The sequence below is a fragment of the Acidianus brierleyi genome (genome assembly GCF_003201835.2).
Lineage (GTDB): Archaea > Thermoproteota > Thermoprotei_A > Sulfolobales > Sulfolobaceae > Aramenus > Aramenus brierleyi.
The window spans coordinates 997,425-1,018,254 of the sequence record NZ_CP029289.2; the positions used below are offsets into that span (position 1 = coordinate 997,425).

A 20,830-nucleotide genomic window follows, 5' to 3' on the forward strand; every position below is an offset into this window, starting at 1 on the left:
GGTGCTGATTAAAAGCATAGCTTTCATTCCTGCGATGAATTATGATCAATAAAAAATAATAACTTTTTGAAAAATTATTTTCTTCTAATCAGGAATATTGCAGCTATTATAATAATTACAATAACTATAGCTATTATTATGTATAGCGTTGAAGATGAACTCGGTTTTGTAGTAGAAACAGTTGTCGTAGGAGGAACAGTTGAAGTTGTAGGCGTTACTGTGTGTAATACTTGACTTGGTAAAGAAACTGCTTTTGTAACATATAATTGATGAGTAGTGCTATATATTGTTGAATTAATTAAATATTTCCCTGATTCGGTAGGAGTGAAATTGATGGATAGAGTTTTAGTTTCTTTAGGCATTAATGTCAACGTAAAGTTCTTTTCAACTACTATAGCATTATTATATGAAACATAAACTTCTACTATAAAAGACGCTTCTAGATTACCTTCATTACTTACATTTATACTAACCATATACGGTTTACCTTGATAGAGAACTTCAGTCGGTTGCAAGGAAGAATTTAGAATATTAAGCGTAATTACCGGTTTTAATATCTCTGTGAATTGTATAGTTATAGTTTTATTACTGATTATAAACATAGATCCACTAGAAATTGACTGCGTGAAACCATTTACTGGACCTATTACATACGAATATGAACCTGGTGGTTCATAAAATATTATTTCATCTGTATTAGAATACTTGGTAACGCCATTTAATGTAACGTTCCATATTTGCCCTTCTGGTAATCCGATTTCTTTAAATATTATTTCTAAGCCCTTTAATACACTGAAATTATACACATACTTAGAGATATAGGCAGTAGAATTATAGGAGGTTACCATTATACTATAATTCCCTGAAACTCTTGGGACAAAAGGTAATTCTATCGTCCGAGATTGACCCGGAGCTAGTAATACATCTTCGTATTTAGTAGTTACAATTTGATGAGAAGAATTAAGTATTTCTACTATGGTATAAATATATCCTGTTTCATTTCCATTATTGGTTAATACAAACGATATATTGTATTGACCATTTACGAAGAATGTAATTGCAGGAACTCCCGAAGAATTAACTATCTTAAATTCAGATATTTCGGGAATAATTACTAATGGTTTAAATACTAGATTGATAGTTAAACCTGCATTATTGACTGTAAACGTTCCCTCATACTCCGATATTTGATAACCAGTAATATTCGTTACTTCATATGTATAAGTGCCGTCAGGGAGATATACTGTTAAATTTTGTTCATTAGATGTGTATACAGAACCGTTAATATTTACTTTCCATTGTGTCCCAATAGGAAGTCCATTTTCCTTAAATACTACAGGATATACATTTCCTACGAATATCTTTTCAATAACTGAGGGAATATAGACTTCCTTAGTTTCAAGATTTTTATAGAGAGTTAAATTGACGTAATATATTCCATTAGTGTTGGGAATCCATTGAATACCTATTTGTTGTGTTAACCCTGGAGAAATGTTTGAAAATGATGTCAATTGACTTACTATAACGTTTGATGATGAGATTATCTGAATACTAGCGAAAACTGGTGCGTAAATATTTCCATAATTTTTAATGTAGAAAAGCAAATAATATGGAGTACCCTTTGTTAGGTAAGATACTGTAGCTCCAGTATTCGAGTTTTCCATTTTAAACTGCGTAACATTTAATTCTGCCACAGGTTTGGAAAAGGTAATATTTTCAGTAATGGACGAATTATATACTTCAAGATATCCAGATGATGGAGACGGTACATACGAAGTATTAGAAGAAACTTTAAAGCTATAGAACCCTTTTGTTAGCGTAAATACTATCTCGTTACTGGAAGAATTCTGTGTAAAAGTTTTATCATTACTGGTATTAGTTACAGTTACGGACCATTCTGAGTTAGTTGGCAAACCATGTTCTACAAATGTCACTGTATACGTTGGAAGTGGCGTATTAGCTTGAGATATGTAAATAAACGGAGTTAAAATAACAAGTAGTAGCAATAATATATACTTCATATAGGTTAAGTGGATAGTACATATATAAACTTTATCGAACGTATTACCTCATACAGCATTTGCAAACATTAAGACCATTTCAGCTCTATTTTGCAATAGATTAGAGAAATTAAATTAATACTGGAAAAAAGTAACGTCGATAATGAGAAAGAAACTAGAGTTATCTCTTACTCATAAGTGTCTAATCCAAAATGTTATAGATAAGAATAATTTTATACTATTAATAACTATTTCAAACCTTCAGATAAAAAATGATTAACAAAAATAGCTATATCTTTTAAATTTGTTAATTATATAAATATATAAAATATGATTCAATCACTTTATTGCTCTAAATGAAATTGGATAATTTTCAATATAAATCTAATTTTTTATATTATGTTCCTAAATAGATTAAGTTGAACATTGTTAGTGTCATATTAAGATATATATTTTATCATGATCAGGGGTTGAAGGGGACGGAAGACTCCATGGAGATGGATAAACCCCTTTGTAAAGCTTATATACGTCTTTTTCGAATATTCTCTTAATTACAATCACTGACGGAGTAAGCGTCACCGCCTTGGTTAAAGCGAGGGTCCATGTGGTACGCCTCTACTCTATTCAACAGTCACATAAGGGGACACTATAGGCTCACTGCTCGGGGTCGGAACGACACTCACTGTGGGGCTCCGCTCTCTGGCAAGCCTCGGCTTTGAAGCAGGAAGCCACGTTAGTTAGGGCATGGCAGTTCACGCAAAAAATGTTTATCATAAATAGATTTTAGCTCTATTCGAAACTATGAGTGTTTGTTTCTTTTGCAAAGATTTTATACCATAATTATTGATTAGTTATTAATGAATTATAATAATATAATACTTTCTCTCTTTATAGTGATATCGATAGCTGTTTTTATATTAAATCTTTATAATCTAGGATATTTAGAGATTTCAATAAAATATATGAAAATAGGACTATTAATTTTTTCTATATCCATTATCTCCACATTATTCTTAAGTGACAAAGCTAAGGAAAAAACTAGAAAAAAAGGAAAAAAGTGACCTAGTACTATTATACTTTTACGTAAACTTTAACGTCGCGGAAAAATATTTTATTCATAAAATTTACATCTAACAAGATGGAAAAGGATTCAGTATATTTACTGATCTTACTTGGAATAATACCTATTATCTTATCCTCTTATTTTAATATAGATTTTATATATTTTCTCAGTATAGTTCTAATAGACTTATCATTTTTTGCTATATTGAAAATATACAAATTCACGTTCATAATACCTTTCGCCATGATTTTTAGTTTAAAGGAAGATCCTTATATAGTAATATTATCCATATTCCTTTCTCTTTTTACATACTACTTCCCTAAATATATTCCATCGCTTTTTGTTCCGTTTTCTCTAGGTATTTCGCTTTTACATGAAAATATAGGATTAGAGCTTTTTTCAATTATTATATTAATATCTATATTTTATGTGCTAAAACTAGATTCTAGAGGTATTATAGTAGACGGTATAATATTTCTCATAGTCTCTGCCTTACTGAATAGAAACGGACTTTTACAATATTTCTCTAATATAGCCTATTTTTATTTAATTTTTGGTATAATATCAATAATTATTGAAAATCATAGTTTTAATAAACTCAAATATTCTAAATTAAAAATACTTCTGATCTATCTTCCTTTTTCAATTTTATTATTTATTCTGGGGATACCTCATAATTACTATTGGTGGAACTACGAATCTTTCATTTTTAGAATGAACGCATTATCTTTAGGAGTTCCAGGATTATATTATCCTCAGATAAACCAAATAATAGGATTGTATCCTATTTCACATTTCCTAATAAGCAAATTCAATATATATGGAATAAAAATATATTACGCTATATTTTCATATATATCAGGAATTTTTGCATTTTTGTTTTTTAATAGAATAAAGGCTAAATATAGCACAATTTTTTCCTTAATTTATGAAATAATGTCCCCATATTACGATCCACAGATCATGCTCGGATATGCATTATTACCTCTAATATTATATATCATTACTCTAAATATTTCAAATTATTTTAAATATCCTACAGCAATGTTACTTTCATCAGTAGCATCGTCTTTCTATCTATTTCCATTAACATTCATAATAATTAGCCCATTTCTTATAAAGAACTCTTGGAAAGTATCTATAGCTATACTGGGAAGTAATTTGTTTTGGATAATTCCTATAGTAATATCAGGACCACCGTCTTTACCTATTATAAGGATAAATTTCATATATTTGCTCGTAGCCCTTACAATTTTTATCGCGGCTTATGCAAGGGGGACAGGAAATTTATTTTTTCTGGAATGTTTAGCCTATTTTATATTTATTTAGCCTTACCATATAATCAACTTTTCTATCCAATTTTGATTATAACAGCTATACTTTCAGTTGAGTCCATAAAAATAGAGCAAATAAGAAGCATAGCTAGTGGAGTCCTCGTATTCCTTTTTTGCTTTCTGCAATGTATAACATTACTACATTACATACTATCTCCATTTCTGAAATAAATGATTATACTAAAAAAATTTCGAACATAACTAATATATCTTCCCCTGAACTCGTATTCTGGAATACGAGCTATCCAAAAATTTCTCCTATACCCTTTAATAATACTAATGTAAATATTAGCAGCATTAGATTTATTATTAATAAGAATTTTACATATTCTAATAATACGATATACAAAGGATATCCGTTCTATATTGAAAAAATATATTCTATTTCAAATAAGATTGTTAAAGGAAATTGGACAGAAACGCCTTATACTATATTTAATATAAACTATTCTGATTTCTATTATAATTATAAGTCCGATAATATGTCATTTAATATAAAAAGTAACTATATCCTTATTAAATCGAATCTTTCCTATCAATTCTTAATATGGAATATATCTAAATTATTAAATAATTTTACTATAAATCTTATAGGTCGATTTTCACAAGATAATCTAGCGCCGTCCATTTTATTAGGATATAATATAAACAATAAAACTAGCCTAGTGTTTTACAATTACAACTCTATTCTAGTAAATTTAGGCAAAGATAATTTCGTCTTTTCTGATACTCAAAAAGGTATAGGATATATAGGAAAAGATGCACAATTCAATCCTCAAAACGAATTTAATGTAAGCATTGAATTCTATAACAATAACAACAGTCTCGAAATAACTAAGGAGATAATAAATGATACTGAATATAATATTGACCTGGATACTCATTTTAACTGGAATGACATAAAAGAGATTGGTATTGTATTACCTTTAGGAACGTACTTGGATCTATATAATATGTCAATAGATATATATAATCCAGTTTATATTAACAAAACTTATATAAATTGGGATACAATAATACATCCTTCAACTCTGGTTTTCACTCCTATTGAGCCTTTAACAGGAAATATTACTGTTAATTCTTCAGTACCGCTAAATATTTACGTTCAACTTCCTGATGGAAAAATAGAGAAATATGTTAGTGGACCTATAACCTTTTCAAAGTTATTTTTAAAGGAAGAAAATCAACTAAACGTTACAATAAACTCGATTTACGTCAAAAATGATTTTAAAACATTTATAATTATAGGGAAAGAAATATATACTATAAATAAATACAGTTATAACGAATCATATATATTGGGAGGTATTAAAATAATATTTAACTCAAATTCTGCAATAAAAATATTAATATATGATTTTCCTTATACAATAATTGAGTTAAACGGTAAAGAAACTCATAACAATACATTAATTCTCTACCCAGGAGATAATACTCTTTACATTATATACTCCGATCAAAGCATAATACCATACTCTATATTTCTTAGTATAATGTCTTATATTGTCTTATCTATAGCTATAACTATTTATAAATTTAAAAACTATTTTTTAGCAAATAAAATCTTTAAATTAACGAAGAAGTCTTAAAATTATATTCTGTACCTTTAGGTAGAAACGAGTATCTAGAATTTTTCTTAATGGAGAATAATAAACGCGGAGTTTAATTATAGATAGAAACATTAGAATTATTATGTTAAAAATTTTAATGGAAATTTTACTGTACTTGTTATCATTCAGATAACTTGAAAAAAATTCCTTAATTCTGAATCCATTTCTAACGAAAGAATAGATTAAATTTACATCAATAAGATAGTCATTTATGATCAATTCATCCAATATTTTGAGTGCCTTATCCCTACGTAAAAGTTTAACTCCCGCTTGAAAGTCTTTAATTTTTATTAAACTAGGAAAGAACAATTTTACAATAATTCTAAAGGACTTGCTTAGTATGATCCTTAATTTTGGGGAATTAACAAATTTTCTATTAAGTATCAACAAGTCTGAATCTCTGCCAAGCTCGACTATCTTTTTAAGTTCGTTTACTGTTATAGGCATATCGGCGTCAAGTAACAATACAAATTCTCCCTTTGATTCGATTATTCCTTTTTTAATAGCTCCTCCTTTTCCTAACCTTTCCTTACTAACTATGAGATTTACTGGAAATTTTTTTACTATATCTGGTGTTTTATCATTTCCATCAAACACGACAACTATATCGACGTTCTTAAAGTACGAAGTTAAGGCTCTTAATGTTCTTTCTATCCTTTTCTCCTCATTGAATGCTGGAATAACTATTGAAAGCATTTTGATATTAATGTTTGAAAAAAGTTTTTAAGTATTCATAATCTCAAACTATGACCCTTTACGTCTTCTAAACTTTTTAGTTATACTATTACTTGTGATAGATCTTTAGATTAAAAATTAAAGACAAAAAATTAATTTAAAACTATAATACGCCATGATCCTTCTAAGCAGATAGGATAAGAGTTAGTTTCAGAATTTTGACTCACGTTTCTTTAACAATGAAGAAATTGTCGATATAAACTCGGAATTTTAATAATAATCTTCATGAATTCGAATTAATAGGGTTAGTGTTTGCAAATTAATGTTAGAAAATATGATTTGTATGTTTACTTCAATACTAAAATTCTCTATTTAATTCTTGTAGACTTTCTACGAAAATCCTTCGCAGTATTACGCAACGTTAAAAATAATTTAATGTAACATAATAGAAGTTAAATAATTTACTGTAAAGCCTAAAATACTATCATCTAAAATAGATAAAATTTATTTTATTGCATATTAGAATGAAAATATTTAAGTAAGAGAAATTTCCGTAAACTACTATTCCTGTTAAGAAAAATCAAATTTTTGAGATTTAATATAGATAGATTACAAAAACTCCTTTTTAAATCAAAAAATCTATAATATGATATTAATAAATTTAATAATAGAATAACTAAGTAGATCCATAAGATACTCCTTCTCCTACAACATCACTGTAATATAAATCAGCATAAGCGTATGTTAAATTAACAAAGGATGCCGAAGTAGAATAACTATACCCTGGAAAGAACCATGAATTTATACTCACATAGTCTGAGACCCAATTATAATACCAGAAAGATTGATTACATACTATTATACAACAGAACTCTACTCCTGTTATAATAATATACTGATAATATACAGGTATATTTCCACAATTTTTTGCAGTAACGTATACTTCGTTTCCACTACTCCAAACGTTTAATTTCTCATTAACGATAAGTGGTTTTAGCGGAGATTCTCCTATTACATATCCTTGAGTGTTACCAATTTTAGCGTAAAGTAAAGTTTTCTCTTCATAGCTAGGTATCTTTGTGACGTTCCAATAACAATTAGTGTAGTCGTTTATTTGAATTAGTGGAATTCCATTCGTAGAAACTATATCTTCAAGAGATACTGGGATAGAAGAATTTATAGTGTAAAAATTATAATAATTACCATTATAGTAAAGCATTGAAGGATTATAGTGTACGTAATCTCGAAGTATTAAGTTATTTTCTACATATTCTGTTGAATATATATCGGATTGAAAAACATAATATAAGAAATCTAAACTACCTAACATAACAATTATCATCAATATTCCGCCTAAGAGATATTTTATCATACTTCGAATTCAAAATTTATAAGATTCAGACGTAACTGAAAATGAAGAATAAGTTCTATGATTTAACTGCATATTTACCTTATTTTTTAATATAGGATACTTTATTATGTTATTTTAGAACATATCTTCTTTATTGAACTTCCTCCTTAAACAATATAATTTCATTTTAAGTTTGGAAATACTACAATTTACAGAGTGTCATGAAAAAGAATATTAAACTTCTACTCAATAAGTTATAATATGAGACTTCTTAGTAAGTTAATATTAATATTCTTTGGAATGGAATTAGCGATATTTTTAGGAGTTTCCTCAATTCCCTTCTATATGCCTGCCGTAGCACAGAAGTTTAACAGTACAGCTGGAGCAGTAGATTCAGAGCCTTACGTACCAATGGTTATAACTATATTTAGTCATAATTTGATGATAGCTTTATCTGAGTTTATACCAATAATAGGTATAGGAATGCTAATTTACACTACTTATAGTACAGGAATGGTATTATCTGCATTTACAACTACAGTTTATCATATTCCAGGAATTGCGGCCGCAGTAATACTATTAACATTGCCACATTCATGGCTAGAATTACCTTCGTATGCTGTTGCAGCTGGTAGTGGACTATATGTAATATTAACAAGAGACTGGAGAAGATTCGTTATGATGATACCTTTTGTAGCCTTAGAATTGCTTATGGCAGCTAGTGTTGAATCTGCTGAAATATATTTCAGAAGTGTAAATTCATATTATTTCTGGCTTGCAGGTGCTCCTTTGCTCGTTATGCTGTATCTTGTATACGAATATTTACAGAAAAAAGCCGACATACTTGCACCTAAACCTCAGACAACTACATCTGTTTTTATTCAAGGACAACCTATTCAAAATCAATACGTTCCAGAACAGAATATTGTAGATCAAGATTTAAACGCCGCTTCCGTTATGGAGAATCAAGGAAATTATTTTACTGCATCACAATATTATTGGAACGCTATAATAACCCTTATAGGCATAGTTAGCAAAAAAACTGGATTTATGCCTATAACACTCGATGATTATTTTAATGCCGCAAGGTTATTGGGTGAAAAATATTCTTCAGAAATACCTTCTTTATTTGATCAAGCTTACAAGGAAAGAACTGAAGGAAACTTTAACGAATTTAGGAATACTGCGCTATCTCTAATAACTAAGTTAAAGGCCATTGATAATACACATTAAATCTTAATTAGTTACTCATTTTTATTTCTAAAAATAAATTATATTTATGGAATCTGAGATTCAAGCATTAAAAAACATAAAGATCGGTTCACTTTATTATTTCATAGCCATAGTTCTTGCATTAGTCACTGAAAGTCTTGCCATAACTATAAAATCTTTAAGTACGAGCGCAGCATTCTTAGTATTGGAATTAATAGCTTATGTAATATTAATACTTGGATTTTCAAAGTTGCGTGTAGGTTTTTTTACAATCTCTAAGGAGATTAATACCAATATAGGAATAACTGGAATAAACATTTTCATTTTTGGAGTAATAGCGTTGCTGTTTAGTGATATTTTTTCAATCTTACTTTACCTTGGAGCTTTCCTGATAGTTTTAGGCAACGTAATGATAGGACTTAATATTTATAAAATTGGACAAAATTTTGAAGGAAATATGGAAAAAGTTGCAGGAATTCTAATAATGATAACAGTAACTTCGTTTATAGGTTATATCATATCATATTTTGCCTCTGACGAACTCATAAAGAAAGTATCTCAAACTCCAGAGGAAAAACCATTGCAGATAGTTACTACTGATAAGAATGTAGGTTATGGAATTTTAAAAAGTAATGGAGATGCAAACTTTACAGTCTATTCTAAAGGAGTATCTGAAATAGTTTCAGCACAAATTATAGGTTACAATTTCCAAGTATTGCAAATTAGCCCAAAAACTGTTGGACCTGGAGAGAATAAAATATATATAAAATTCAATTTATCGGGATTGCTATCTCCGGGAAATATTTATAATGTTGAAATATTACTTGCCAATAATGAAAAGTTGTTAGCTTCCCTAGTATATGAGATATAGTATATACAAAAATTTAACGCTGACTACTAAATTCTTTATTTAAACAACTAATTCCCTATCAAAGTCAAAGGTATTATACATCATAAAGATTACTTTAACTGGTAAAAGTAATTGTCCATAACTTTAAAAAGTTGTAGGGATATAATATATTTGTGAAAGAATATGAAAGCAGTACTTTTGAGTAAAAAAAGAACAAACAGTGCCGAGGTACCAGTAAACTATACTGACATGCCTCTAGAATACTTAAAAACCGAATTCCCTGAAGTATACGAAAGTATAATGAGATCACGCAGAGTTGTTGATGGCTATATTTATATGAGAAATATGTAAATTTTTGTATAACGTAAATTATTAAAAATAGTATTATTGTTTGCAAATTATTCGGTATTATTTTACATATTTTCATTTAATTATTTTTATTATCAATTATAAAACTAACTACAACTTAGACTTTTACATTATTTCAAAAAGATTTGTCTTTTAAAGGATAATAAAATATTAAAAATTATTGCGTTTGTAGTTCTTCTACTTCCTTAGACGATACTTCTAGAGGTCTATCCTTAGTCTCAGGAATTAGTGCTAAGGTTATTATTGCTGCTACTATTGCTAACGCCCCTAAAAACCCCACAGCAAAAGATTCACCATAAGCTTTAAACAATGCTGGAAATACGAAAGCAGTTAAACTTGCTCCTATTCTTCCAGAGGTCACAGTTAATGCTTGTACTGTACCTCTCACCTTAGTAGGTGCTAATTCTACACCCAACATTCCAGAAGCACTTATAGATCCAGGTCCTGCTTGTTGTGCTAAATTCATTCCGCCATATAATATTAAAGCTAAAACAGGAGAGAAAGCTAATCCTGCTAAGTCTTTATATGCAGCGAATGCTAGTAGAGATAATGCCATTCCTATAAAGCCTAAGACCTGTAATGGCTTTCTCCCAGCCCTATCTATTAATGATAAGGCAATTATACCACCAGGTACTACGAAAGCTCCTTCCATTATTAATTGGAATACTCCAGAATTTACTCCTAAACTAGATGCTATTAATGATGGACCAAATAATATTCCAGAATAAGATACAATATCAAAGAGGAACCATAATATGCAAGCAGCTAAGAATTGTCTCCAGTATTTAGCAAAGTAAAAAGAGAATGAATTAGTATCTTTCAAATTTGAAGTTATATCAATAGTATTTCCTGAAACTTGTTTTACTACATTTCTTAATCCTTCCATATCACCTTTAATTCTCCCTAAGAATCTTGCAGTTTCTGGAATCTTTCTTCTTAAGTATATTACAGAGACTGCTGGTATTGCACCTGCTGCTAGAACTATTTTCCAAACAATCATAGGACTTAATCCCAATGCTGAAAGACCTAAGTATATTAGTGCAGCAGTAGTAGCTCCAAATCCCCAGAATAATCCAAAACCTAATGCTATTATTTTTCCTCTGTCTTTAGCATTGGAATGCTCAGCCATTATCATTGGTGAAAGAACGTAATCTGCGCCTACACCAAGTCCTAGTAAAAATCTTACAATTATTAACTCTACTGGAGAAGAAACGAAGGCTTGAAGAAACGCGCCTATAGTCATTAATGATACATCTATTCCATAAAACGTCTTTCTTCCTTTGTTTGCTAGAATTCCAAATATAATAGCTCCAATCGCTGCACCTATTAGTGCTGAACCGCTTATCAAAGAGGTGTACAAAGTATAAGAAGGACTAGTTTTTGTTATTCCAAAAGTTGAAAGTACTGTTAATAGTACTATACCTATTGATGATAAATCGTATCCATCAGTAAAAACCCCCATCCCTGTAGTTATCATTGATTTTAAATGAAACCAACCTAGTTTCTTATCGTCTAAAGGTTTAAATGGACTGTTCATTTTAGTTCAAGCTAAATTTTATTGTAAATATATATGTATTTTCGACTATTATCTATATAGATATATATAATGAAAATAATATTTAGTCTAATATGTAGTACTATATAGATTATATAGATAAAAATACGAAAGATTTTTATAAAATTCTAAATTAGAATACTTATGGACGCGTTAATCTTAGGAATTATCTTAGGACTAATTCAGGGAATAAGCGAATGGATTCCTATAAGTAGTAAAACTCAAATTTTATTAGCTTCCACTTTTATTCTAGGTCTAGGATTTTCTGAGGGATACGTATTTGGTCTATTCATGGAAATTGGTACAATTTTTGCTGCTATAATATATTTTAGAAGAGAAATTTATAGAGTTATTATAGCGCTAATAGGAAAGGGAACTGAAGAAGATGTAGTTTTATTAAAATACGTAGTAATATCAACAATTATTACTGGAATAATGGGAGTTCCAATTTATCTATTTATTATAAATCTCATTAAGGGACCAGTTATTGGGATTCCCATGTCGATTTTAGGACTTATTTTAATAACTGATGGAATAGTAATATATTTTTCAAGGAAATCTTATATACCTAGGAAATCCTTAAAGGATCTCACTATAAAAGACTTTGCAATAGTAGGATTTGCTCAAGGTCTAGCAGCATTACCAGGCGTAAGTAGATCAGGGATGACTACTTCTGCATTACTACTTTTGGGAGTTAAACCAGAGGAAGCTTTTAGATTATCTTTCATAGAACTTATTCCTGCAGCTTTAGGAGCAATAGGTGTAACTTTGATTTTCTCTAAACATACAGTAGAAACTACTTTACACCTTATCAGTTTTGGAGCATTAGGTATATCTATAATCGTTGCCACTATAGTAAGCATATTCCTAATAAGTGCTTTGCTTAGATTTGCGAGAAGTAATAGAATATTGTTAATAGTGTTTACATTAGGTGCATTAGCGTTAATTAGCGGGATAATAAGTTCTATAACTGGATTAGGCTAACTTGTATGTTAAGAAAGGTAATAGTTTTTTTATAAAAACGATGAGGTTAAGTTGATACTTCATCTACAGCCTTTACATATCTCCTTAGCAAACCTAGCAAGAAGAGAACAACAGGGATAAGAACTCCGAACATTAACCTTATACCAATAACTTGAGCTATAAATCCAGCAACGGTAGGAGTTACAACACCTATTAGCATCATTATTGCAAAGAATTGACTATTTGCTGCGTTTCTGTTTTCCGGAGTGAAAGTCCTACTAATGGATATTACGGACATGGGATAAGTAATTCCGTGAGGGAATCCTAAAATAAATAATGCTAATAGAAATAGTGGAAAACTTTTTGTTAACGCTATTATTGATAAACCTACTGCGGTAGTTAATATTGAAAATGTTGTAAATCTCGAAATTAATTGAGCGGGTCTTATAGATAAATATAACCTAGCAATAAATGACGTTAAGAAGAATAAAGAGAATAATGCTGTAACTTGAGAATAACTTATCCCAAAAGCTTGTTTTGCGTAAACTCCTGCAAATGCCGTGAATGCTGCAAATGGAATATTATAAGATAATATATTTATTACAGCTACTTTAAATCCAGGATTAGAAAATACCTTTATTGACGTTTTTGCTACATTTTTCTCTTCAGGAAACTGTATGAAAAAGGAAAGAATAGCACCCAAAATTGCAAATGGCTCAAACCATAAGAACACCGTTTTCAAAACGTAATATCTTAAAATAAGGGATTCTATAGCTGGACCTGCAACTAAACTTATACTTAATGCCAACGTATATATTGACAATAATCTTTCTCTAGCTTTTCTATCCTTTAATAAGCCTGCTGCGTTTATTATATTTGGCATTATGGCACCTAATGAAATTCCTGCTAAAGCTGAAAACAGCCAAATTAAAAGAGGAGAAGACAAGTAAAACAACGGTAACACTATAGCGTACGAAATTGATGACGCTATAAAGATTTTCCTTCTAACAGGAGATTTTAGTCTTGCATTAATTATTCCGCTGGTTATAAATGTGCCTAGTGAAATTAAGGCAGATATAAGTCCTATTTCTGTATTGTTAAACAAAAAATCATACCTTGCAATTAAAGGTATTGTAGTTATTAGCATATTATTTGATGCCCTAATAGCAAAGGTCATAGGAACTATAATTAGAAGTGCTTCTAAAAAAGAGAGATTCTTGTTATTCATAAGTATAGGTAACAATGTTACCTATTTAAATTTTTCTTAAAAACAATATTAATAGTCTAATCAAAATTAAAAGACTCAAAGCATTATATTATTCTATAATTAGGGATTTCGCTTTATAGATTCGCAAACGATGAAAAATTTTCTTTAGCGTAAAATATACAGAAAAATTATAATTTAGCTGATTTTACTCCCCAGAAGTAGAAAATCAAAGAACCTATAGCAGATATTGCAGAAGCCTCGTAGAAATTCAATATAGCTAAAGCTCCATTATCTCCTATGTACGTCATTAGAGTAAGAAAACCTATGAAAAATATGTACCAAAGAGAATTTCTTACGTCTTCTTTTACCTTATAAACTACTGAAAAAACAGTAGACGCTATTGCCAACAATAAAACAGCATAAGGTACTGATGGCCATCCGCTCCAATATATTATTAAAGACGCAAAAATGAAAGCCAATACTGAAACTATACTTGAAAATGGTATTACAGATTTTATCTTACCTTTGGAAATTAAGGATTGCATAGCAACTGGATTTGCGGAAAAACCTATGTATCCAGCTACTACAGAATCGCTTATTAGATTATAAATAGTTGGTAGAGGAGCGGCTATATAAGCTACTATAGCTCCGATTATGACGAAAACTATTAGGGACCACAATGGGACAGAGTATTTATTTAATTCTTGAATCTTATCAGAAACATAATTAGATCTACTCATAGAAAATAATACCCTTATTCCTCCCCCTTGGTAAATGTAACCAGTAACAAAAGGACCTATTATGCCTATTATTGCAGTCAAAACTAGTAATGAGTGAACTACCGCGCCCTAACGGACGTGGCTTCCTGCTTCAAAGCCGAGGCTTGCCAAAGGTAGAGGTCTCAGCTCCACAGGCACTAAGGGTCGTTCCGACCCCGATCTTCTTAGGATGTTGAGGGAAGCATTATAATCACGATCAGCGACCCAACCGCACTTCGGACAGACAAACACACGATCAGCCAACGTCAAATCTTTCTTAATATGTCCGCACCTAGCACAAGTCATTGAAGTAAAAGCAGGATCCACTAGAGTGAGTTTCTTACCATACTTCCCAAGTTGATACTCCATGACACTCCTAAGCTCATGAATAGCAACATCGTGTAACCTCATCCTCAGCCTTCTGAGAGACTTACCAACAAGTTGCTTAACATGAATATCCTCCATTACGAGAACATCATAATGCTCAGCAAAATACTTACCAAGTTTCATGTACATGTCCTTCCTAAGGTTCTTCAAGTGTTCGTGAGCCCTCGCTAGACGAATCTTTGCCTTAAACCAGTTGTGTGACAAGAACTTCTTCCTTGAAAGAGCTTTATGAAGCCTCTTCATCTTATTGAGTGCCTTCTCGTAAGGTCTCTGGTTGGGGACATATTCCCCGTCAGAGGTAGTGAGAAGTTTCTCTACACCAACGTCCACAGCAACAACTTTGTTTGTCTTGGGGAGTTGAGGATACTCTTGATCCACAACGAAAGTAATGTACACTCTCCCTGATGATGTTAACTTGATTACTACCCTCTTTACCTTGTCTAGCGGGAAGTCCCTATGAACAATAACGTTGAAGATCCCTAGGTTTGACAGCTGAAGCGTTATTACCTTCTTCTTGTTCTTCTTGCTCTTCGTCCTTATTTCTCTCACCTTCAGGACTTTCCAACCTGATTGAGGGTAGACGAGGGAGTACCACTTGTGTGCTTTCTTTTCCTTTGGGAAACGTGCTAACCCATCGAAGAACCTCTGTCTAGCGTCGTAGAATCTGTCTGCAATCTGCTGCAGTGTTTGGGAATATAGATGTTGATATTGTTCATCCTGTTTTCTCAGATCGAGAGCTAGTTGCCTCAACTCCGTCTTAGTGAGTCCTTTTCCATCTCTTTCATGAAAATAGATGTCTGCCCAACGTAGGGTGTTGTATACTTCTGACGCTAACCTCAACTGGGCTTTTAACGCCCTCAATGTTTGTTCGTTAGTGTACGCTCTGAAGCGTAACCCTACGTCTGGCATTAATAGGATATTTGAAAAATACGCATTTAAATGTAACTACAAAGGGGGCTCCTACGGCGATTTTCACGAACAACACTCCTAAACAAGAAGACAAGCTTTACAAGAGTAAAACTTTTATAAAGAGAACAAGAAAATAACACAAGCCGAAAGTGGGCATGGGGATAAAACCCCGTTGGATAGGCTGGCTATACGTCCCCGCGATCTAACATGTGGGACAACATCCCGAGTAGGAGCGTGCAAAAATTTAAGGGGACGTTCTCATAGTTAGTTCGCACTATCTCCTAACAAAATTAACAATACAACGCGTATTATAGAAAAATTCAAGAATCAGAAAAAGAGTATTACACATACAAAGTGAAGGTCCTAAAGTTAACCTCTATCGAGTGGTTTCCTCGGCTCTTCAAGCTATCGCCTAGCCATGTTAGAGGCAAAGCATGTGGAGCCTATCCATCTCCACCCTTACGGATGGAGTCTTCCGCCCCCTTTGAACCTATATAGATTAATTAGTTGGGGAGAGTAATACTCTCCAACTGGGAAACATGGTCGACCCTTTGACTGAAGCAAAGTCTTCGAACGGGGGCGTGACAAACCCCTACCATCGGACTGAACATTGTGATAATATGCACGGATATAGGTGTGATAAAGAGGTAGGGATCCTAGGAATAGACATATCAAAAGATCATCTAGTATCGAGTGAGGGGAGGGTCTACACAACAAGAAGGGTTATGAAGAAATACTAAAAGTGAAACTAAACACAATAGTGGTCGAACCGACAGGAGCATCAATAAAACCATGTCAATACTTCAAGGAAAAAGGGATCAAGATACTACAAGTAAGCCCAAATATACTATGGAAGGAGAAGGACTTGAGAGGAAAGAAAACAGATTTTTACGACGCACAAAAACTAATAAACATGGCAAACAAGGCAAAGGAGTACAACTACAACCCATTGAAAGAACTAGTAACACTATACGTCTTCCTAAAAGTTGAAAGTAAAGTACAAGAACAGGGTAAAAAGAGCACTATTCCTAAGTGACGAGGAAAAAATAAGCAAGGAAATGCTTGAAGAATTCTCTAAAGGAAACTTCAAAATACAATTATACAACTTGGAACAAAGATCGTACTTGAAGAAATCGAAGTATTATCTAAAGCACTACTGGAAACAAGCGAGAAAATAAAAGAAGTAGAGAAAATGATACAATCACAGTCTGAAAATCACGTTCTATTAACTATACCGGGAATAGGGAAACTTTCTTCGGGAATAATAATAGGCATTGTTGGAGACATTAAACGCTTTCCTAACCCTGAGTCCTTCGTAGCCTACTGCGGTTTAGACCCAATAGTTGAGAGGAGCGGTAAAGCTACTGTAAGGGAATATCGAAGAAGGGTAATAAGTACTTGCGCAGCTTGTTCTACTTCCTCGCTGAGATGAATTACTCTCGTAATCCTACATTACTAGAATTTTACGAGAACCATAAGGAAAAGTTGAAGGGAAAGAAGTTGTACACTGCTTTAGCCAGGAAATTGGCTAGAATAGTTTGGAGTGTTTGGTATAATAATAAGCCTTATGAGCCTAAGTGACCATAAATCGCCACGTGGATTGAAAGGTACACGTGGCAATCTTAGTTGACATTATGCTTGAAGTTCAACCAAAATATTTATTACTGAACGCCCCCTTGTTAAGATAAATGGATTTCCTGCAAGATTACTTAAAGCTCCCCAGTTTCCTATAGATATTCCTAGACCGCTCCAGTCTAAGGAAGCTATAAAAGCTATTGCGAAGGCAACGTAAATAGTTGTTTGTCCTAAAACCGTATAGAGTATAGCCTTACCTAGCACTTTATGATCTTTAGTTTCTTCCGCATAATCTGGAATTACCCTTATTCCACCAAATGCAAACATTGCTAATGGTATAGCAGAAAATATACCTGCAAATCCAAATGGAGAAAATCCACCATACGCAGTAAAATTCTGATAATGAAATAAATAAATTAGAAATCCAAAAAGTACTGCTAAATACAGAATCATTTTTATAGTTCCAAAGGCAGTTGTGGATTTTCCAAAGAATTTTACCGAAAAGTAATTAAATGGAATAAAAAGAAGCATAAATGATACTCCTAAAAGAGCTCCTAGTGTAGTTGGAGCGCCAGAACTATTAATAAGGACAATGTTATATCCAGTAGTAAAATAATTGAGTCCCTCAACTACAGCCAATGCTTCAATGGGAGGAATAAATAAATACCAAATTAAATCAGAAAACGCATTTATCATATTAGTAACCCTACCATGTGAATATAATGGATATCTGGATGGACCTCCGGCTTCTGGAAAATTAGTTCCAAGCTGAACGTATGTAAGACCTATAAATAAGTAAAAAATTCCTCCTAATAACCATGATATTACTATAGCCGGACCAGCCACAGCTGCCATACCTGCTGAACTAAATAGTACTCCAGTCCCTACAGCACCCGATATCCCTATTAAAATAAGGTTTATCAAATTAAGTTCCTTTCTTAAAGAACCTATTTTTTTCTCCATATAAGGTGAAACTATTATTTGGTTTAAAAATCTACTATACACTAATGTATACAGTTTTTAATTACTTATATATTTTGAATGGTATTATGAAATAACAATGATGATTTACGTAGGAGAATAATATACTAATAGCATATGTTCATTATATTAACGCTATAATTAAAAACTTTTAAAAAGACAGATTAATTAAAGTATAATTAATAATATTATTACATATTTTCAGTCAAGCAAGATAGAGTTTTTTTTCTATAATTAATTGTTATTATCTATGAAGATATCCTCATGGCCTTACTTTGAGAAATGGATATTTTTAGGTTTTATTATAGGAATTCTCATAGGCGTATTCTCCATTTCATTTACACTACTACTTAATTTTTTGGAAACTATTTTTTTGAAAGATATTTTACAAACTACAATACCTAAACCACTTGGAGAAGGAGGGAATTTAAATTATACTTTTGTTTCTGGAAGATTCATTTTCTTTCCATTAATTGTAGGATTAGGCGGATTAATTTCTGGCATTCTTATCTATAAATTATCTCCAGAAACTGCAGGTGGAGGTGTAGACTTTGCTATTGAATCTTATCATAAACTCCAAGGTAAAATAAGAAAAAGGGTACCTTTTGTAGAGCTTTTCTCTTCTACTTTTATATTGGGAAGCGGTGGAAGCGCAGGAGATTTAGGTCCTATGGGACTTATAGGAGGAGGTTTAGGTTCAGTTATTTCTCAATACTTCGGACTGACTCCTGAGGATACAAGAAAAGCAGTAGCTGTAGGAATAGGAGCAGGCGTAGGTTCAATATTTAAAGCCCCTATAGGCGGAGCCCTACTTTCAGCAGAAATACTTTATAGAAGAGATTTAGAACCAGACGTAATCTTGCCATCAATGATAGCCTCTGCTACAGCATACTCTATATATGGCTCAGTTGTAGGTTTTGAGCCATTATTTGGAATTTATCCATTTCATTTCTCACCTCTAAGATTACCGCTATATGCGTTATTAGGAATTATAATAGGAATTTTATCTATTTTGTTTGTAAAAATATATAAGAGTATTTCAGCTTTCTTTAAAAAAATGAAAATAAAAAGTATATTTAAACCAGCTATCGGAGGATTAATTACAGGCGGATTGATATTAATATTTCCAGAAGTCATAGGAACTGGATATGGTTGGGATGATATTTTAGAATTTGGAAATTTTAGTCCTATAAAAACTTATGGAATACCAATAATAATATTTTTATTTATTTTAGCTATAGCCAAAATGGTTTCGTCCTCATTAACTATTGGATCCGGAGGATCAGGAGGAATAGAGGCACCAGCGTTCGAAATAGGAGCTTTTATAGGAGCAGGCGTAGGAATGATTTTCCATAATTTATTACCATCCCTAGTCCCTTACGTTGCTCCTTTCGTAGTAATAGGAATGCTTACAATGTTTGGAGGACCGGCTAAAGCTCCAATTTCAGTAATGATAATAATTACTGAAATGACAAGCTCCCTTCAACTATTACCTGGAGAAATGATAGCTGTGGCTCTAGCATATGTTATAACTGGGAAATATACACTTTATCCTGCCCAATATCCTACAAGAAAAGATTCTCCAGCACATAAAAGTGAATACGAAATACCTGTAATGCTAAGTATAAAAATTGATGAATGTCCCCTTACAGAATTAAAGGCTTATTCCACTGACGATATAAAAGAGGTAAGTAAAAGAATGGAAGAAGAAGGTTACTTATCCTTACCAGTAGTAGACAAGAATAATACGTTTATAGGTATAGTATATTACAGAGATATAGCAGATAAGAAAGGAGAAGTAATAAATTACACTATTAGAGGTGTACCTTATGTGTCACCTAATGCTAATTTAGAAGACGCATGGGAAGTTATAAGTAGAACTAAATCAAGATGGGTTGCCGTTGTCGAAAACGGTAAATTAAAAGGTGTTGTTACTGTAGAATCTTTACTTGATAGATATGAGAAAGAAGTAATGAAAATAAAAGGAAAAAGTGAAAATAACGAAGAGTATAATTCATAAATTAACTGCAT

15 protein-coding genes and 1 pseudogene are annotated in these 20,830 nt (G+C 31.7%); 8 read left to right on the forward strand and 8 right to left on the reverse strand.

Annotation, left to right across the window (positions count from 1 at the left end; genetic code table 11):
- Positions 1-74: 74 nt before the first annotated feature.
- A complete protein-coding gene (locus DFR85_RS21055; protein WP_110269963.1) occupies positions 75-2,021 on the reverse strand; it encodes a CARDB domain-containing protein in 1,947 nt (648 codons plus the stop codon).
- 836 nt (positions 2,022-2,857) lie between these two features.
- Here DFR85_RS21055 and DFR85_RS21060 point away from each other — a divergent pair.
- From DFR85_RS21060 to DFR85_RS21070, 3 genes are all read left to right on the forward strand, one after another.
- Complete coding sequence (locus DFR85_RS21060; RefSeq protein ID WP_110269964.1) at positions 2,858-3,061, forward strand: hypothetical protein; 204 nt, start codon at positions 2,858-2,860, stop codon at positions 3,059-3,061.
- A 77-nt stretch (positions 3,062-3,138) separates the two neighbouring features.
- A complete protein-coding gene (locus DFR85_RS21065) occupies positions 3,139-4,392 on the forward strand; it encodes a hypothetical protein (RefSeq protein WP_168367116.1) in 1,254 nt (417 codons plus the stop codon).
- A 130-nt stretch (positions 4,393-4,522) separates the two neighbouring features.
- On the forward strand, positions 4,523-5,986 hold the full coding sequence (locus DFR85_RS21070) for a hypothetical protein (RefSeq protein WP_168367117.1): 1,464 nt from the start codon (positions 4,523-4,525) through the stop codon (positions 5,984-5,986).
- Here the strand turns inward: DFR85_RS21070 and DFR85_RS21075 are convergent.
- Both DFR85_RS21075 and DFR85_RS21080 read right to left on the reverse strand, forming a co-directional pair.
- Positions 5,969-6,703, reverse strand: coding sequence for a glycosyltransferase (locus tag DFR85_RS21075; RefSeq protein WP_110269967.1), 735 nt, complete (start codon positions 6,701-6,703; stop codon positions 5,969-5,971). The two genes, DFR85_RS21070 and DFR85_RS21075, sit on opposite strands and share 18 nt — an antisense overlap.
- Before the next feature lie 655 nt (positions 6,704-7,358).
- Positions 7,359-8,054 carry a hypothetical protein gene (locus DFR85_RS21080; RefSeq protein ID WP_168367118.1) on the reverse strand — a complete coding sequence of 232 codons (696 nt, stop codon included), beginning with the start codon at positions 8,052-8,054 and terminating at the stop codon, positions 7,359-7,361.
- 240 nt (positions 8,055-8,294) lie between these two features.
- On the opposite strand from DFR85_RS21080, the gene DFR85_RS21085 reads away from it, so the two are divergent.
- Together DFR85_RS21085 and DFR85_RS21090 are read left to right on the forward strand one after the other, a co-directional pair.
- Entirely contained in the window at positions 8,295-9,266 is a 972-nt protein-coding gene (locus tag DFR85_RS21085) for a stage II sporulation protein M (RefSeq protein WP_168367119.1), read from the forward strand.
- A 46-nt stretch (positions 9,267-9,312) separates the two neighbouring features.
- On the forward strand, positions 9,313-10,116 hold the full coding sequence (locus tag DFR85_RS21090; RefSeq protein WP_110269970.1) for a DUF973 family protein: 804 nt from the start codon (positions 9,313-9,315) through the stop codon (positions 10,114-10,116).
- Between the two features lie 505 nt (positions 10,117-10,621).
- On the opposite strand, the gene DFR85_RS21095 is transcribed toward DFR85_RS21090, so the two are convergent.
- Positions 10,622-12,001 carry an MFS transporter gene (locus DFR85_RS21095; RefSeq protein ID WP_168367120.1) on the reverse strand — a complete coding sequence of 460 codons (1,380 nt, stop codon included), beginning with the start codon at positions 11,999-12,001 and terminating at the stop codon, positions 10,622-10,624.
- A gap of 162 nt (positions 12,002-12,163) precedes the next feature.
- Here DFR85_RS21095 and DFR85_RS21100 point away from each other — a divergent pair, with 162 nt between their 5' ends.
- Positions 12,164-13,003, forward strand: coding sequence for an undecaprenyl-diphosphate phosphatase (locus tag DFR85_RS21100; protein ID WP_110269971.1), 840 nt, complete (start codon positions 12,164-12,166; stop codon positions 13,001-13,003).
- Positions 13,004-13,049: 46 nt separating this feature from the next.
- Here the strand turns inward: DFR85_RS21100 and DFR85_RS21105 are convergent, their stop codons facing one another.
- The 3 genes from DFR85_RS21105 to DFR85_RS21115 form a co-directional block, all read right to left on the reverse strand.
- On the reverse strand, positions 13,050-14,210 hold the full coding sequence (locus DFR85_RS21105) for an MFS transporter (RefSeq protein WP_110269972.1): 1,161 nt from the start codon (positions 14,208-14,210) through the stop codon (positions 13,050-13,052).
- Between the two features lie 167 nt (positions 14,211-14,377).
- Positions 14,378-15,010, reverse strand: coding sequence for an APC family permease (locus DFR85_RS21110; RefSeq protein WP_210433940.1), 633 nt, complete (start codon positions 15,008-15,010; stop codon positions 14,378-14,380).
- A gap of 27 nt (positions 15,011-15,037) precedes the next feature.
- Positions 15,038-16,243, reverse strand: a complete 1,206-nt coding sequence (locus tag DFR85_RS21115; RefSeq protein WP_110269973.1) for an RNA-guided endonuclease InsQ/TnpB family protein — start codon at positions 16,241-16,243, stop codon at positions 15,038-15,040.
- 539 nt (positions 16,244-16,782) lie between these two features.
- Here DFR85_RS21115 and DFR85_RS21120 point away from each other — a divergent pair.
- A pseudogene (locus tag DFR85_RS21120) lies at positions 16,783-17,824 on the forward strand (IS110 family RNA-guided transposase).
- A 51-nt stretch (positions 17,825-17,875) separates the two neighbouring features.
- On the opposite strand, the gene DFR85_RS21125 reads toward DFR85_RS21120, so the two are convergent.
- Positions 17,876-18,781, reverse strand: coding sequence for an APC family permease (locus DFR85_RS21125; protein WP_246253027.1), 906 nt, complete (start codon positions 18,779-18,781; stop codon positions 17,876-17,878).
- A 268-nt stretch (positions 18,782-19,049) separates the two neighbouring features.
- Between DFR85_RS21125 and DFR85_RS21130 the strand changes: the two genes are divergently transcribed.
- Positions 19,050-20,819: a chloride channel protein gene (locus tag DFR85_RS21130; protein WP_110269974.1), complete on the forward strand. Its 1,770-nt coding sequence runs from the start codon at positions 19,050-19,052 to the stop codon at positions 20,817-20,819.
- Positions 20,820-20,830 lie beyond the last annotated feature (11 nt).